At 65.7% G+C, this 13,287-nt stretch carries 14 protein-coding genes; 7 read left to right on the top strand and 7 right to left on the bottom strand.

The window, feature by feature from the left end; translation table 11 throughout:
- Positions 1–42 precede the first annotated feature (42 nt).
- Entirely contained in the window at positions 43–1,521 is a 1,479-nt protein-coding gene (locus tag KBP54_RS10345) for a TM0106 family RecB-like putative nuclease (RefSeq protein WP_240492770.1), read from the top strand.
- A gap of 25 nt (positions 1,522–1,546) precedes the next feature.
- Here KBP54_RS10345 and KBP54_RS10340 read toward each other — a convergent pair whose 3' ends face one another.
- Together KBP54_RS10340 and KBP54_RS10335 are read right to left on the bottom strand one after the other, a co-directional pair.
- Positions 1,547–2,722 carry an MFS transporter gene (locus KBP54_RS10340; RefSeq protein ID WP_256005694.1) on the bottom strand — a complete coding sequence of 392 codons (1,176 nt, stop codon included), beginning with the start codon at positions 2,720–2,722 and terminating at the stop codon, positions 1,547–1,549.
- Positions 2,723–3,105: 383 nt separating this feature from the next.
- Positions 3,106–3,708, bottom strand: coding sequence for a superoxide dismutase (locus KBP54_RS10335; RefSeq protein ID WP_070361750.1), 603 nt, complete (start codon positions 3,706–3,708; stop codon positions 3,106–3,108).
- Between the two features lie 83 nt (positions 3,709–3,791).
- Between KBP54_RS10335 and msrA the strand changes: the two genes are divergently transcribed.
- From msrA to KBP54_RS10320, 3 genes are read left to right on the top strand one after another with little or no spacing between them, the layout of a single operon-like run.
- Positions 3,792–4,433, top strand: a complete 642-nt coding sequence (msrA, locus tag KBP54_RS10330) for a peptide-methionine (S)-S-oxide reductase MsrA (protein ID WP_070361751.1) — start codon at positions 3,792–3,794, stop codon at positions 4,431–4,433.
- Positions 4,433–5,161 carry a glycerophosphodiester phosphodiesterase family protein gene (locus KBP54_RS10325; protein ID WP_256005692.1) on the top strand — a complete coding sequence of 243 codons (729 nt, stop codon included), beginning with the start codon at positions 4,433–4,435 and terminating at the stop codon, positions 5,159–5,161. The genes msrA and KBP54_RS10325 overlap by 1 nt, the downstream gene beginning before the upstream one ends.
- Positions 5,162–5,181: 20 nt before the next feature.
- On the top strand, positions 5,182–6,087 hold the full coding sequence (locus KBP54_RS10320) for a DUF5926 family protein (RefSeq protein WP_256005690.1): 906 nt from the start codon (positions 5,182–5,184) through the stop codon (positions 6,085–6,087).
- Between the two features lie 39 nt (positions 6,088–6,126).
- Here the strand turns inward: KBP54_RS10320 and KBP54_RS10315 are convergent, their stop codons facing one another.
- Both KBP54_RS10315 and KBP54_RS10310 read right to left on the bottom strand, forming a co-directional pair.
- Positions 6,127–7,389 carry an LCP family glycopolymer transferase gene (locus KBP54_RS10315; protein WP_070361753.1) on the bottom strand — a complete coding sequence of 421 codons (1,263 nt, stop codon included), beginning with the start codon at positions 7,387–7,389 and terminating at the stop codon, positions 6,127–6,129.
- Positions 7,386–8,081, bottom strand: a complete 696-nt coding sequence (locus KBP54_RS10310) for a CPBP family intramembrane glutamic endopeptidase (protein ID WP_070361754.1) — start codon at positions 8,079–8,081, stop codon at positions 7,386–7,388. The genes KBP54_RS10315 and KBP54_RS10310 overlap by 4 nt, the downstream gene beginning before the upstream one ends.
- A gap of 18 nt (positions 8,082–8,099) precedes the next feature.
- Here KBP54_RS10310 and pheA point away from each other — a divergent pair, with 18 nt between their 5' ends.
- Positions 8,100–8,990 carry a prephenate dehydratase gene (gene pheA, locus KBP54_RS10305; protein ID WP_070361755.1) on the top strand — a complete coding sequence of 297 codons (891 nt, stop codon included), beginning with the start codon at positions 8,100–8,102 and terminating at the stop codon, positions 8,988–8,990.
- Between the two features lie 16 nt (positions 8,991–9,006).
- Here pheA and KBP54_RS10300 read toward each other — a convergent pair whose 3' ends face one another.
- From KBP54_RS10300 to KBP54_RS10290, 3 genes are read right to left on the bottom strand one after another with little or no spacing between them, the layout of a single operon-like run.
- On the bottom strand, positions 9,007–9,354 hold the full coding sequence (locus tag KBP54_RS10300) for a metallopeptidase family protein (protein ID WP_070363411.1): 348 nt from the start codon (positions 9,352–9,354) through the stop codon (positions 9,007–9,009).
- On the bottom strand, positions 9,354–10,370 hold the full coding sequence (locus KBP54_RS10295; RefSeq protein ID WP_070361756.1) for a septum formation family protein: 1,017 nt from the start codon (positions 10,368–10,370) through the stop codon (positions 9,354–9,356). The genes KBP54_RS10300 and KBP54_RS10295 overlap by 1 nt, the downstream gene beginning before the upstream one ends.
- A gap of 3 nt (positions 10,371–10,373) precedes the next feature.
- Positions 10,374–11,123, bottom strand: coding sequence for a GntR family transcriptional regulator (locus KBP54_RS10290; protein ID WP_256005688.1), 750 nt, complete (start codon positions 11,121–11,123; stop codon positions 10,374–10,376).
- A gap of 88 nt (positions 11,124–11,211) precedes the next feature.
- Here KBP54_RS10290 and serS point away from each other — a divergent pair, with 88 nt between their 5' ends.
- Positions 11,212–12,465, top strand: coding sequence for a serine--tRNA ligase (gene serS / locus KBP54_RS10285; protein WP_070361757.1), 1,254 nt, complete (start codon positions 11,212–11,214; stop codon positions 12,463–12,465).
- Entirely contained in the window at positions 12,465–13,286 is an 822-nt protein-coding gene (locus KBP54_RS10280) for a lysophospholipid acyltransferase family protein (RefSeq protein WP_070361758.1), read from the top strand. Before serS ends, KBP54_RS10280 begins: the two co-directional genes overlap by 1 nt.
- The last annotated feature ends 1 nt before the right edge of the window (position 13,287 follow it).

Here is a 13,287-nt window from a genome sequence, read left to right as displayed (position 1 = left end):
CTTACCTGTTTCTCCACTGCGCCTAGTAGAATATTGCCCATTGTGAGTACGTCGAAGCAGCAGGATGGCACACGCATGCGGCCGTCGGATCTTGTGGGGTGCCGCTTCCGGTTCCGCCGGAGGTGCCAGTTCCCGGACTACCCGTCGCGCGAGGAGGCCGAGGCGCACATGCCGCAGCGCATCGCGGTGCAGGAGGCGGTACTCGCCCAGCTGCCTACCAAGCCAGCGCTTGGCGACGGCCGGCGCCGCCTCTTCACCCGCGCCGACGCCGCGGACGCCACCACCGAGGGCGTCTTCGACTTGATGCGCCGCGGCACCCACCTGATCACGCGGGCGACGCTCCATGGGGACATCGCCGGGGTGGCGGTCGAGGTGGACGTCGACATCCTGGTGCGCACCGCCGACGGGTACGTGCCAGTGATCATCTCGAACCACAGAGTCGCGCGCACGCACCCGACCTCGACGCTGCAGGCCGTGCCGGTTGGGCGCCTTGGGCTGGGGGCGCCACTGCGGGTAGCGGGCAAGTACCGCCACCACACCGTCGACGGCTACCGGCTGGCCATGGCGCACCTCCTGCTTGGGGAGCGCTCCGCGGGCCGCGGCGGCGTCATTGGGCAGGATAGGTCGCTGGCGTACGGAGTGGACGTCGAAAAGTATGTCGCGCCGCTGCTGCTCGCGCTCGCCGAGCCCACGCCCGAGCACCCAACCCGCTACAAACAGTGCGCCACCTGCAGGTTCTGGCCGCTGTGCCTGCCTGAGCTCGAGGCGCGCGACGACATCTCGCTGGTGCTGCCCGGCGGCAAGGGCGACCGCTTCCGCGCCCAGGGCATCACGACGGTCCAACAGCTTATCGACGCCCAGCTCGGCGAACCTTCCCGCATCGCCGAAGCCTGGCGCGCCGGGATCCCCCTGCTCAGGAGACCGGGGCCGATCGGTATTCGCCGCGCCGACGTCGAGATCGACATCGACATGGAGTCCTACATGGACCAAGGCGCCTACCTGTGGGGCACCTTCGACGGCGAGCGCTACCGGCCGTTCGTGACGTGGGAGGAAGTCGGCGGCGACGCGGAGGAAGCCAACTTCGGTGTGTTCTGGCGCTGGCTCCTCGACCAGCGTGCCCAAGCCCACGCGGAAGGCAAGACCTTCGCCGCCTACTGCTACGCCGCCGCCGGCGAAAACCACTGGCTGCGCATGTCCGCGCAGCGCTTCGCCAGCATCGACGCCAAGGAAGTCCAGGAGTTCATTGCCTCCGACGAATGGGTCGACGTGTTCGCGGCGGTGCGCAAGCACCTCGTCGGTACCGACGGGCTGGGGCTGAAAGTGCTCGGGCCCATCGTCGGCTTCCACTGGGAGGACGACGACATGGACGGCGAAGCCTCCATCGACCGCCGCTTCGCCGCCGTCCGCGGCGACGAGGACGCAAAGCAGACCCTACTGCAGTACAACGAAGACGACTGCCGGGCCACCCGTGCCGTCCGCGAGTTTCTCGACGCCGACGCCCCCGGGATCCCTTTGCTCTAGCTTTGGGGGTTTAGCGTCTGGTGTTTTAACGCCTGGTGTTGCGGGCCACTGCCGCGGTAATCAGCACCAGCACCACAACGAGGCAGGCCAGCACCATCGTGAACCCGGCCCACGGCAGCAGCTCGTACACCCAGCCCGACGCCGCCCCCACCATCGACGACCCCATGTAGTACCAGAACACGTACATGCTGGACGCCTCCGCCCGGTCGCGCTCCGCGATGATGCCCACCCACGCAGAGGCCGTCGAGTGCATCGCGAAGAAGCTCGCCGTAAACACCAGCAGACCGGCCAGCAAGGCCACCAGGTTCGGTATCGCTGCCAGTATCAGGCCCACCACCATGAGCGACGCGCCCCCAATCACCACGTGCCCGCGACCGTACTTGCTCACCAGCGCACCCGCACGCGACGCAGACCACGTCCCCGACAGGTACAGCAAAAACGCCAGCCCCACCAGCGACGGCGGCAGGCCAAAGTAGTCAATCGCGCGGAACCCCAGGTAGTTGTACAGGGAGACGAACACGCCCATCCCGATGAACGCCGTCGCACATAGCGCCAGAATCCGCGGGTTCCTCGCGTGCCGAACCATCGCGCGGAACTCATTGCCCGGTCGCAGCTTCGCCTTCGGCGTGAAGTTCCGCTGCGCAGGAAGCAGGATCGCCGTTGCAATCGCCAGTGCAAGTGCCGTCACGCTACTGGCTGCGAGCGCCCACCGCCACGACGTGACCGCCAGCAGCCCCGTCGGGATCAACCTGCCCGTCAGCCCGCCGATCGTGTTGCCGGCGATGTACAAGCCCATCGCGCCGGGCAGGTCCTTGGCGTCGAGCTCCTCGGAGAGCCAGGTCATCGCAACGGCCGGGGTGCCTGCAATCGCGACGCCTTGCAGGGCTCGCAGTAGCACCAGCTGTTCCATCGACTGCGCCAGCGGCAACAACAACCCAATGCCCGTTGCCACCAGCGCCGACACGATCAGTACACGCCCGCGCCCGTACTTCTCCGAAAGTATCGACGCCGGCACCACACACAGCGCCAACCCGCCCGTCGCCGCCGACACCGTCAGCGCCGTCGTGGACGGGGAAGCGTCGAACGCCTCCGCCAGGGTGGGGAGTAGCGCCTGGGTGGCGTAGAGGGCGTTAAAGATTCCGAGCCCGGCGAGCAGCATCGCAATCGTTGCGCGACGATACTCCGGGCTCCCTTTCTTCATGCTCCATATCCTGGCACTTTGTGGCGGGGACCTCAAGGAGCGTTCTAGATTGCTGCACCAAATTCCTGGTTTGCCGGGCAGATTTGTAAAAGCCCAGGTCATTTTCGGCGCGTGGTGGAATCTGGTGCGCAAGTCGACCGGAGCGAACACTGCGGCCCAAAACTGGCCCGGTTAACCCCGTCCCCTACCCCCTCTTGCGTAGCAGGTTAGCCTACCCTAATATTCCTAGTGGGTCCTGGTTCCTTCAACGGACTCGTCGTGAATACAGATAAAACCCGCCGTGTTTCATACCCCTGTATGAAACACGGCGGGTGGCCATGTAAAGCGCTCCTCGCGAGAGCGCCTTTAATCTAACAGAATTACATGGCGTTGTCTATACCGACTTACTTGGAAGCCGCTGCGAAGCGCTCGTTGACGTCGTCCCAGTTGACAACGTTCCACCAAGCCTTGACGTAATCGCCCTTGACGTTCTTGTACTGCAGGTAGAAGGCGTGCTCCCACATGTCGAGCATCAGCAGTGGGGTGAAGTCAACGGAGATGTTGCCCTGCTGGTCGGTGAGCTGCTCGATGATGAGGCGGCCGGCGATGTGGTCGTAACCCAGGACTGCCCAGCCGGAGCCGTGCAGGCTGGTTGCAACGCCGGAGAAGTGTGCCTGGAACTTCTCGAAGGAACCGAAGTCGCGGTCGATTGCCTCAGCGATTGCGCCGGTTGGTGCGCCGCCTGCGTTCGGTGCCATGTTCTTCCAGAAGATGGAGTGGTTGGTGTGGCCACCCAGGTTAAATGCCAGGTTCTTGGACAGTGCACGCAGCTTGTCCGGGTTGGCGTCGCCGTTGCGCTCTGCCTCGAGGGCCTCGAGTGCGGCGTTTGCGCCAGCGACGTAGTTCGCGTGGTGCTTGTCGTGGTGCAGCTCCATAATCTCGGCCGAGATATGTGGCTCGAGTGCGTCGTATGCGTATGGGAGCTCTGGAAGTTCGTAAACAGCCATTGTCAGTTCCTTTCGTTTGGGGTTGGTGACGTGCCCCATAATAGACAAGAATCACATTCCCGCAATGGCGTACGCTAATTTTTATGGGTTTCTTGTTTGCACCGGAGCCGAAGCTGGTTCCTGAAGATCGCACGTTGCCGGGTCGTGATGAGCCTGTGTTGGCGCAGCCACGCCCGCATGCTGTGTTGGGCACGCCGATTACTGGCCCGTGGCGCGAGGGGCAGCGCCGCTTGCTGGTGGGCATTGGGTGTTTTTGGGGTGCTGAGAAGATGTTTTGGCAGATGGAGGGGGTGGAGTCGACGTCGGTTGGGTATGGCGGGGGTTCGACGCCGAACCCGACGTACCGGGAGGTGTGCAGTGGGCAGACGAACCACGTTGAGTTGGTCGAGGTGGTCTACGACCCGGAGCGCATCTCGTTGAAGGAGTTGGTGCGCGCTGCCCTTGAGGCGCACGACCCGACGCAGGGTTTCCGCCAGGGCAATGATGTGGGTACGCAGTACCGCTCGGCGTTCTATGTGGATGGGGAGGATGAGGCGTCGATAATTGAGGGGTGGGTTGCGCACTACGGTGAGCAGCTTGTCGACGCCGGCTATGCCCCGATTACGACGGAGGTGCGATGGGGCGTCGATTATTACTTGGCGGAGGATGAGCACCAGCAGTACCTGCATAAGGTGCCGAACGGGTACTGCCCGCACCACTCGACCGGCGTGGAGTGTGGGATCTAGTGTTGCCGAAGATTGTGGCGCATCGCGGCTTTTCGGCGATGTACCCGGAGTCGACGCGCCTGGCGTTTGAGGCGGGCCTGAAGCTGCCGATCCACGGCGTGGAGTGTGACGTGCGGTTAACGCGCGACGGGCGACTGGTGGTGTTCCATGACGGATTGGTGGACCGCACTACGGACGGGATGGGGCGCGTATCCACGATGGATTTTTGCGACCTGCGCGAGCTGAACTGCGGCACGAAGGAGTGCCCGCAGCAGGTGATGCTGCTCGAGGAGCTGCTCGAGCTGCTGCAGGACTACCCGGACAAGCACCTCTATATTGAGACGAAGCACCCGACGCGCTACGGCCCCGAGGTGGACGAGGCGACGTTTCGGGCGCTGGCGTACGCGGGCATGCTGGATTCGGAACAGGTCGCGATCATTTCTTTCTCGCATAAGGCGGTGCGGTATTTCACGCGGATGACGCCGAACCTGCTCACGTATTACCTGTTCAGGGTGCGTGAGGCGAAGTGGAACCCGAAGAGTGTGATGCTGTCGAGCCCGTATGGGATTGGGCCGGGGCTGGCGCATGTGCAGCGGCGCCCGGAGCTGATCGGCAAACATGGGTGTCCGACGTACGTGTGGACGGTCAACGACCCGAAGGATATGCGGTGGTGTGCCGAACACGGCATCGCTGCGATTGCGACGGACCACCCGCAGCTGGCGCTGCAGACGTACGCAGGGCTGCTGTAGCGCCTGTACGATGTGTGTCTATGGCTAAAAAGAACCGTAGAAAGCAAGAGAATCTCCCAGAGGGAATGAGCCGCCGCCAGGCGAAACTCGCTGCCCGCGCCGCTGAGCGCGAGGCGCTGCAGAAGGACCCACGCCCGTACGAGGGCCTGGCCGCTGAGGCCGAGTTGGTGGCGCTGCAGGAGTTCGTGCCGTCCGCAACCGCGCAGGTGACCGTGAAGGACACCCCGGTGCAGCTGGTGACGGTGCTGCCAGGCGCCGTTGCGGCGATGGTGCGCGAGGGCGGCGAGCGCCTGGTCGCGCTGCAGGTTGCTGCGCACTCCCAGAACCCGGGCCGCGACCTCGCGTACGCCCTGAACTGGGTGCTGAGTGCCAAGGAGGGCGAGCAGCTCCAGTCCACCGCGGCCGACGGCCAGCAGCCGGCCCTGAAGGACATCTTCCCGGCTGACGACGCCTTGGACGTCACCTCCTACGACGACTTCTCCTGGTGGTTCCCGGAGGACGCGCAGATCCCGCCGCAGATCCAGCAGGCGATGGCGGCCGCGAACGACGCCGTCATCCCGTCCGTCGAGGTCAAGTCGGACGCGCCGGGTGCAGTGTGGTGGGTCAACCCGGGCGGCGGCAAGGCGCACATCCGCTGGGTGCGCACCGAGGATAACGAGAACCAGATGCTCTCGGCGCTGGCGCGCATCGCGGCGCGCGGTGAGCTCAACCTGGGTGAAGGCACGAAGTTCGCTGGCGCGTTCCGCACCCATGGTGTTGTGGTCCCGGTGTGGGACCTGGACCCGGCGGTGGAGCCTGCGTCCTACGCGGATGCGTTGGTGGCGCTGAACAAGGCCATCGAGGCCGAGTACGCGAACGAGGCCCAGCTCAGCGCCGACGAGCGCAAGCAGCTGGACAACATCAAGTCCCGCCAGGTCACCATCTAAACAGAGGGCGACCGGGCTACACGGGGGCTATTCGGGGGCCTACCTGAGTGACGAGAAGAGCTGCTCGGCAGCGACCTCGTCCCACAGGATCACGTTGCCGACGTCCGCGTCCATAAACCCGCCCACCGGGATGGTTTCCGTGTTCAGACCCATGCTGAACGCCAGCCCGATGCGGGCCAGGTTCCATACGTGGTCCTTGCTGCCCACGGTGAACATGGCCGGGGCAGTCCACAGCAGTGGCAGCGCCCGGAAGGGGTTGAGCAGCACGCCGGGAGAGAGGATGCGGCTGGTCAGGGCGCCGAGGAACTCGCGCTGGCGCCCGACGCGGTCCAGGTCGCCCTGGGCGGTGGCGCGGGTGCGCACGTACCCAAGGCCGGTCGCGCCGTCCATCGTTTGGCAGCCGGGCTCGACGAACAGGTTGGCCAGCGGGTCCTGGATGGGCTCCGCCACGCAGATTTCTACGCCGCCGACGGCGTCGACGATGTTTGCCAACCCACCCATGCCGATTTCCGCGTAGCGGTCCACCCGCAGGCCGGATGCCTGCTCAACGGTCTGGATGAGCAGCTGCGGGCCGCCGTAGGCGAACGCCGCGTTGATCTTTTCCTGCCCGTAGCCGGGCACGGCCACATAGGAGTCGCGCGGGATGGACACCAGCGTCGCCTTCCCGAACAGCGGCAGGTGCAGCAGCATGATCGTGTCGGTGCGGGTGGTGCCCAGGTCGCCGCCGGTGCCGAGGCGCGCCGCGTCCTCCTCGCTCAGGCCCGTGCGCGAGTCGGACCCGACGAGCAGCCAGTTCGTGCCCGAGGTGTTCGCGATGCGCTCGGCGGGCAGGGCGTCGACGCGGGAGAGTCGGGCGTCGACAAGGAAGGTGAGGGCGAGCAGCACCACGAGGAGGGCGGCGAGCAGACGGCCGCAGCCACCTTTTCGACGCCCCCTCCGCCGCTGCGTGCGCTGCCGTGGGGGTCGCTGTGGCCGCTGCGTGACCTGCATCGGGACGTGCTCGCGCTCCGGGCGCTGCTGCGGCGGCCTGTGCTGCGCTGGACGTTGCTGCGCCGGGTACTGGCGCGGCCGGTATTCGCGCGGTTCGTAGTCGCGCGGGTTGTACTGTCGTGTTTCCTGCGGCTCGCGCCGCTCCGGCCGGATGGCTGGCCGTTCCTGCCAGGCAGGGGGCCGTTGCTGCTCCCGCTGCGGGCGACGCTTCCGGATGGGGCGTCCGTAGCGGTCCACGAGCGGTTGGCCGTCCCTGCCAAGCACGAAGTCCTCGAGGTTATCCCGGGGATCGTTGGAATGCGGCGTACTCATGGCAACAGTGTAGACGGCAGGAGTGGGTAGGCGAGAAAAGCGACGGCGTCGATAAGGAAGTGTGCGAGGATGAGTGGCCAGACTTTGCCGGTGCGGTGGTAGTAGTAGGCGAAGACGGCGCCCATCGCGAGGTTGCCGAAGCCCGCGGAAACCCCCTGGTAGAGGTGGTAGGAGCCGCGCAGGATCGCGGAGGCGGCGATCGTGGCGGGTACCGACCAGCGCATCTGCCGCAGCCGGGTGCAGAGGTACATCACCACCACGACTTCTTCGGCGAACCCGTTGGCGAACGCCCACAAGAGGGAAGTGGGGATCTGGACAGCCTCGGTGGTGGGGATGACTACCTTGGACCAGCCGAAGCGCACCGCCCCGATGTAGAGCGCCAGCCCCGGGATGCCGATAAGTGCCGCGAACCCGGCGCCGCGCAGCCAGTCGCGCCACTTCGGCGCAACCCACGCGGTGCCCAGCAGGTACCACGCCAGGCCACCCCACCCGATAAGCGAAAGGGCTGAGACCGCCTGGAGCGCCACGTCGAGCCAGCCGATGGAGCTCGCCTGGGAGTAGAGCGTCGTCGATTGCTCGTTGAGGGGCGCCTGCAACAGCGAGTCGACTAGACGCAGCGCGGCGCGCAGCCCGCTGGCGCCGAAGGTGACGGCCAGCACAAGGAGGACTTCGACGCGGTACCGAGTGTGCATGCAGGCTACAGTAGCCCCATGACAACGATTGCGTACCTCGGCCCGGCGGGAACGTTCACGGAGCAGGCCGTCTGGAACTTTGACCTGCCCGACCCGCAGCTTGTGCCTGTGGATTCCCCGGCGGAGGCGCTCAACGAGGTGCGCGCCGGGCGCGCGGACTACGCGGTGGTTGCGGTGGAGAACTCGGTTGACGGCGCGGTCACCGCGACGACGGACGCACTGACCGAGGCGCCCGGGGTGCAGATTTACGGTGAGACCGAGCTGGAGATCGCCTTCGCAATCATGACGCGCCCCGGTGCTTCACTTGTCGACGCCACCCGCTTCGCCACCCACCCCGTGGCCTACCAGCAGGTCAAGCGCTGGATGGCCGACCACGCCCCGAACGCGACCTTCCACCCGACGACATCGAACGGCGCCGCGGCGCAGCTCGTCGCTGAGGGGGAGGCGGACGTGGCCGCGGCCCCGGAGCGCGCGGCGGAGCTGCTCGGGCTCGAGGTGCACGCGCGCGGCGTGGCCGACTTGTCCACGGCGCGGACGCGCTTTGTGCTGGTTGGTCCGTCCGGGAAACCAACGCCGCGTACAGGCAACGATAGGACGTCGATCGTGTTCCAGACCCCGAACGAGCCTGGCACCCTGGTGGCGGCGCTGCAGGAGTTCGCGTTCCGCGGCGTGCACCTTTCCCGTATTGAGTCACGCCCAACACGCAAGGAGCCGAACACGTACTCCTTCCACGTGGACATCGTGGGGCATATCGACGACACCGCCGTGGCGGAGGCGCTGCGGGCTGTGTACCTGCGGTCCTCGCAGATTACGTATCTGGGGTCGTGGCCGTGCGCGCAGCAGGCCACGTGGCCCAGCGGCAACCCGCGCCTGGCGGAGGCCCAGGCATGGGTGGACGGGCTGCGCTAAGCAGGGATAGCTTCGGCTAACCCCAGCCGAGTTCGTGCAGCTCGTGCTCCTCGAGCCCGAAGTAGTGGCCGACCTCGTGGAGGACGGTCACCTTTACTTCGTGGCGCAGTTCTTCTTCGTCGCTGCACATCGCCTCGAGTGCGTCCTTGTACACGAATACCGCGTCCGGCAGGAACCCGCTGTGGTTTGAGTGCTGCTCAGTAAGGGGGATGCCCTCAAACAGTCCGAGTAGCATGGGTTCGTCCGGGTTGAAGTCGCGGGCCAGCACCACCATGTTCGTCATGTGGCGGGCGAACTCCTCGGGGATGGTGTCCAGGGCGTCGTTGATCATCTCCTCGAAGGCGTCCTGGCTGACCGGCTCCATCATGGTCGGGGCTGCTCCTCCCGAAGCGGGCGGCGCTCGGGACGCTCCGGTGGCGGGTTGCCGTCGATCTTGAGCACTTCGCGCCCGGCGGTCGCGGACCCGGTCAGGGTAGCGAACTGCCCCTCCGGATTCGAAAAGACCAGCGCGCAGTTCACGCTGTGCGAGCCACCCTCCCATGCGGACGGCTTCTGCGTGGTCCAGAACGGCTGCAGCGCGATCTGGTAGAGGTTTTCCTCCGCGCCCATGTACTTCTGGGCGGCGTCGGTGCATACGTCGCGAAGGTGGTTGTCCTGCTCCTCGATGCTCGGGGTGTGGTCGGGGAAAACCGGTGCGAGGTCCACCGTGCTGGTGATCTCCATCTGGTGTGGCTCGTTGCAATCCACGCTGCTCAGGCTGGAGGTGCCGTCGATGGCTACGCACTCCCCGGGATTAAAGGTGCGCGCCTGGTCCTGCTCGGACACGCGGCCCGTGGTCAGGATTGGGGTGCCGTCGCGGTCGGTTTCCTGCAGGCCGCACAGCATGGTGCGGTCACCCTCTTCCCACGCGGCCGCGGGTGGCAGGATCGGCGCGATGGAGTAGCGCCCGTTCGGGTCGAAGGCGCCGTTGAGGTAGCGCAGGGTTGCGCCTCCGCACAGCTCCTCGCGCAGCTGTGCCTGGCGGGTCTGGTTCGGCATCGGCGCAGACGGCCCGAACTCGGAGGTGGGATAGGTGGCCAGGTCCTCGCGCGCGGAGATTTCAAAGCGGTGCTCGAGTGCGCAGTCGGTTTGCTCGAAGGCGGTGATGTGGCCCTCGGCATCGGCTTCCCAGGTCAGGCAGGCGCCTTGGTCCGCCGTGGTGAACGGCGCTGGCTTGTTCTTGCTCTGTCGCTTCGGAGTGGACGTCGATACCCCAGATGCATCAGTGCCGCCTTGCGGCGCGGGTGAGGCGTTGTAGGTGTAGGAGCCGAAGCCGACCGCACCCGCGAGCAGCGCGACGAGAAAGCCGCGCAGCGCTGTTGTCCTGCTAGCCATGTGCATTTCCTATCCCTCGAGGTTGCGCAGTACCTGTGTGTGCAGACTATAACGATCCGTCCGGTACACACTGGCACAGTATTCCACACGTGTGCCATGGCTTTGCGCATAGCGCACGATTCGCAGCAGCGCGCGGTTCGCCGGCACCTCGAGTAACGGGGCGACGGTCGCGCCGGCATTCACGGCGGTCACGGTCTGCTCAGCTTTGGTGATGCCGAGGTTGTAACGCTTATCGAGTACCTCGTACACCGACGCCTGCAGGTCGTGTTCCAGCAGGTCGGGGACCAGCTCGCCGTTGTACCAGCCGTCGTCGACGGCGTAGGGTTGGGCGTCGCCAAGCCGGAGGCGACGCAGGTGGATGTGCTCTGTGTGCGGCGGGGTGCCGAAGTACTCAGCGACTTCTTGAGGCGCTGGCGCGCGCTCCGCCAGCAAAATACTTGACGACGCCACTACGCCCTGCGCCTGCATCTCCTCAGAAAAACTTGCCAGCTGCAGCTTGCTCACCAGCGGGCTCGGCGCCACGAACGTGCCCTTGCCCCGGACTCGGCGGAGTTTCCCCTGGGCGACGAGATCCCCGATCGCGCGACGCACCGTGATGCGGGAGACGTTATAGGTTTCTTCGAGGGCGCGTTCGCCGGGCAGCGGGTCTCCTGGAGACAGCTCATTGCGGCAGTACTCTTCGAGGATGATGCGCAGCTGCGCGTGTTTCGGGAGGGGGCCTTCCTGGATTTCGGTGGGGGGCTGCTCGGGCGTGGACATACCCCCACCATAGCGCACTGGTTATTACCAGAGCGGGGCGGCGGCGCAGGTGGCGTATGGAGGGGCGGAACCGGGTAGAGTTGTGTGCGTGATTGATCTGAAATTTCTGCGCGAGAATGCAAACGACGTCCGAGAGTCCCAAACCGCCCGTGGCGAGGATCCCTCCCTCGTCGATCAGCTGCTAGCGGCCGACGAGCAGCGCCGCGAGGCTATCCAGGCAGCAGATGAGCTGCGTGCGGAGCAGAAGGCCTTCGGCAAGAAGATTGGCCAGGCTTCCCCGGAGGAGCGCCCGGCGCTGCTCGAGGGCTCGAACGAACTCAAGGCTAAGGTGAAGGCCGCCGAGGCCAAGCAGGCTGAGGCAGAGCAGGCCGTGCAGGACTTGCAGTACAAGATCCCGAACCCGATCCAGGGCGCACCGGCTGGCGGCGAGGAGGACTTCGTGGTCCTCGAGCACGTCGGCGAGGTCCCGACCTTCGACTTTGAGGTGAAGGACCACCTCGAGCTGGGTGAGAACCTCGGGATTATTGACATGAAGCGTGGCACCAAGGTTGGCGGCGCGCGCTTCTACTACCTGGTCGGCGACGGCGCCTGGATGCAGCTGGGCATGATGATGCTCGCCGCGCAGAAAGCCCGCGAGGCCGGCTTCAAGGTCATGATCCCGCCGGTCCTGGTCCGCCCGGACGTCATGCAGGGTACTGGTTTCCTTGACGAGCATGACGAGGAGATCTACTACCTCGAGCGCGACGACCTTTACCTGGTTGGCACCTCTGAGGTGGCGCTGGCCGGCTACCACACCGACGAAATTATTGACCTCTCGGACGGCCCGCTGCTCTATGCCGGCTGGTCCAGCTGCTTCCGCCGCGAGGCCGGCTCCTATGGCAAGGACACCCGCGGTATCCTGCGCGTCCACCAGTTCGACAAGCTGGAGATGTTCGCGTACTGCAAGCCTGAGGACGCCGAAGAGATGCACCAGAAGCTGCTCGGACTCGAGCGCGAGATGCTCGCCGCAGTCGAGGTGCCGTACCGCATTATCGACGTCGCCGCTGGTGACCTCGGCTCGTCCGCTGCACGCAAGTTCGACACCGAGGCGTGGGTGCCGTCGCAAGATACGTACCGCGAGCTGACGTCGACCTCGAACTGCACCACGTTCCAGGCGCGCCGCCTGTCCATCCGCTACCGCGACGAGAACGGCAAGACCCAGACCGCCGCCACCTTGAACGGCACGCTCGCGACGACGCGCTGGCTCGTCGCCATCCTCGAGAACAACCAGCAGGCCGACGGCTCCGTGAAGGTGCCTGAGGCGCTGCGCCCGTGGGTTGGGAAGGACGTACTGGTTCCCTAATGCGCACGATTGATGGACTGTTTGAAGTAGCAGACGGCTATACCGCCCCGCGGCCGCACAGCGGTGATATGCAGAACCGCTTCTACCAGCGGATTGTGCGCGCGGCAAAGCGCTACTTCCGGTTCGCCGGGACGAAGGCGACGGTCCACGGCCTCGAGCACGTCCCGCTGGACGGCGGGGCGATGCTGGCGATCAACCACACCGGCTACCTTGACTTCATGCTGGCGGGCATTGGCCCGTACCTGCGCGGGGAGCGCCTGGTGCGGTTCATGGCGAAGAAGGAAGTCTTCGGCATTCCGGTGCTGCGGTGGCTGCTGCGCAACATGGGGCACGTCCCTGTGGACCGCTCGGCGGGCGCCGGGGCTATCGACGCCGCCGTTGCCGCCCTGCGCGAAGGGGCGATCGTCGGCATCTTCCCGGAGGGCACGATTTCGCGCTCCTTCGAGATTGCGGACTTTAAGACGGGCGCCGTGCGCATCGCTCGCCAGGCCGGAGTGCCGCTCGTGCCCTGCGTGATCTGGGGCTCCCAGCGCCTGTGGACCAAAGACCAGCCGAAACGGCTCGGACGCTCGGGCATTCCGGTCATCATCCGCTACGGGGAACCCGTTGCTGTCGACGGCACCGTTGAAGAAGCCACGGGTAGGCTCAAGGCAGCGATGGAAGCCATGCTGGAGACCACCCGCGCCGAATACGAAACGCGCTTCGGACCCTTCGAGCCCGGCGAGCCATGGATGCCGGCCTCGCTCGGAGGGAGCGCACCGACTCTTGAAGAAGCAGCCGAAATTCGCCGAAAAGAACGCGAGGCAAAGAAAGGGAAATAAC

The organism is Corynebacterium pseudogenitalium, from assembly GCF_024453815.1.
Lineage (GTDB): Bacteria > Actinomycetota > Actinomycetes > Mycobacteriales > Mycobacteriaceae > Corynebacterium > Corynebacterium pseudogenitalium.
The sequence above is the reverse complement of the archived record's forward strand: the minus strand, read 5'-3'. Positions and strand labels throughout refer to the sequence as shown.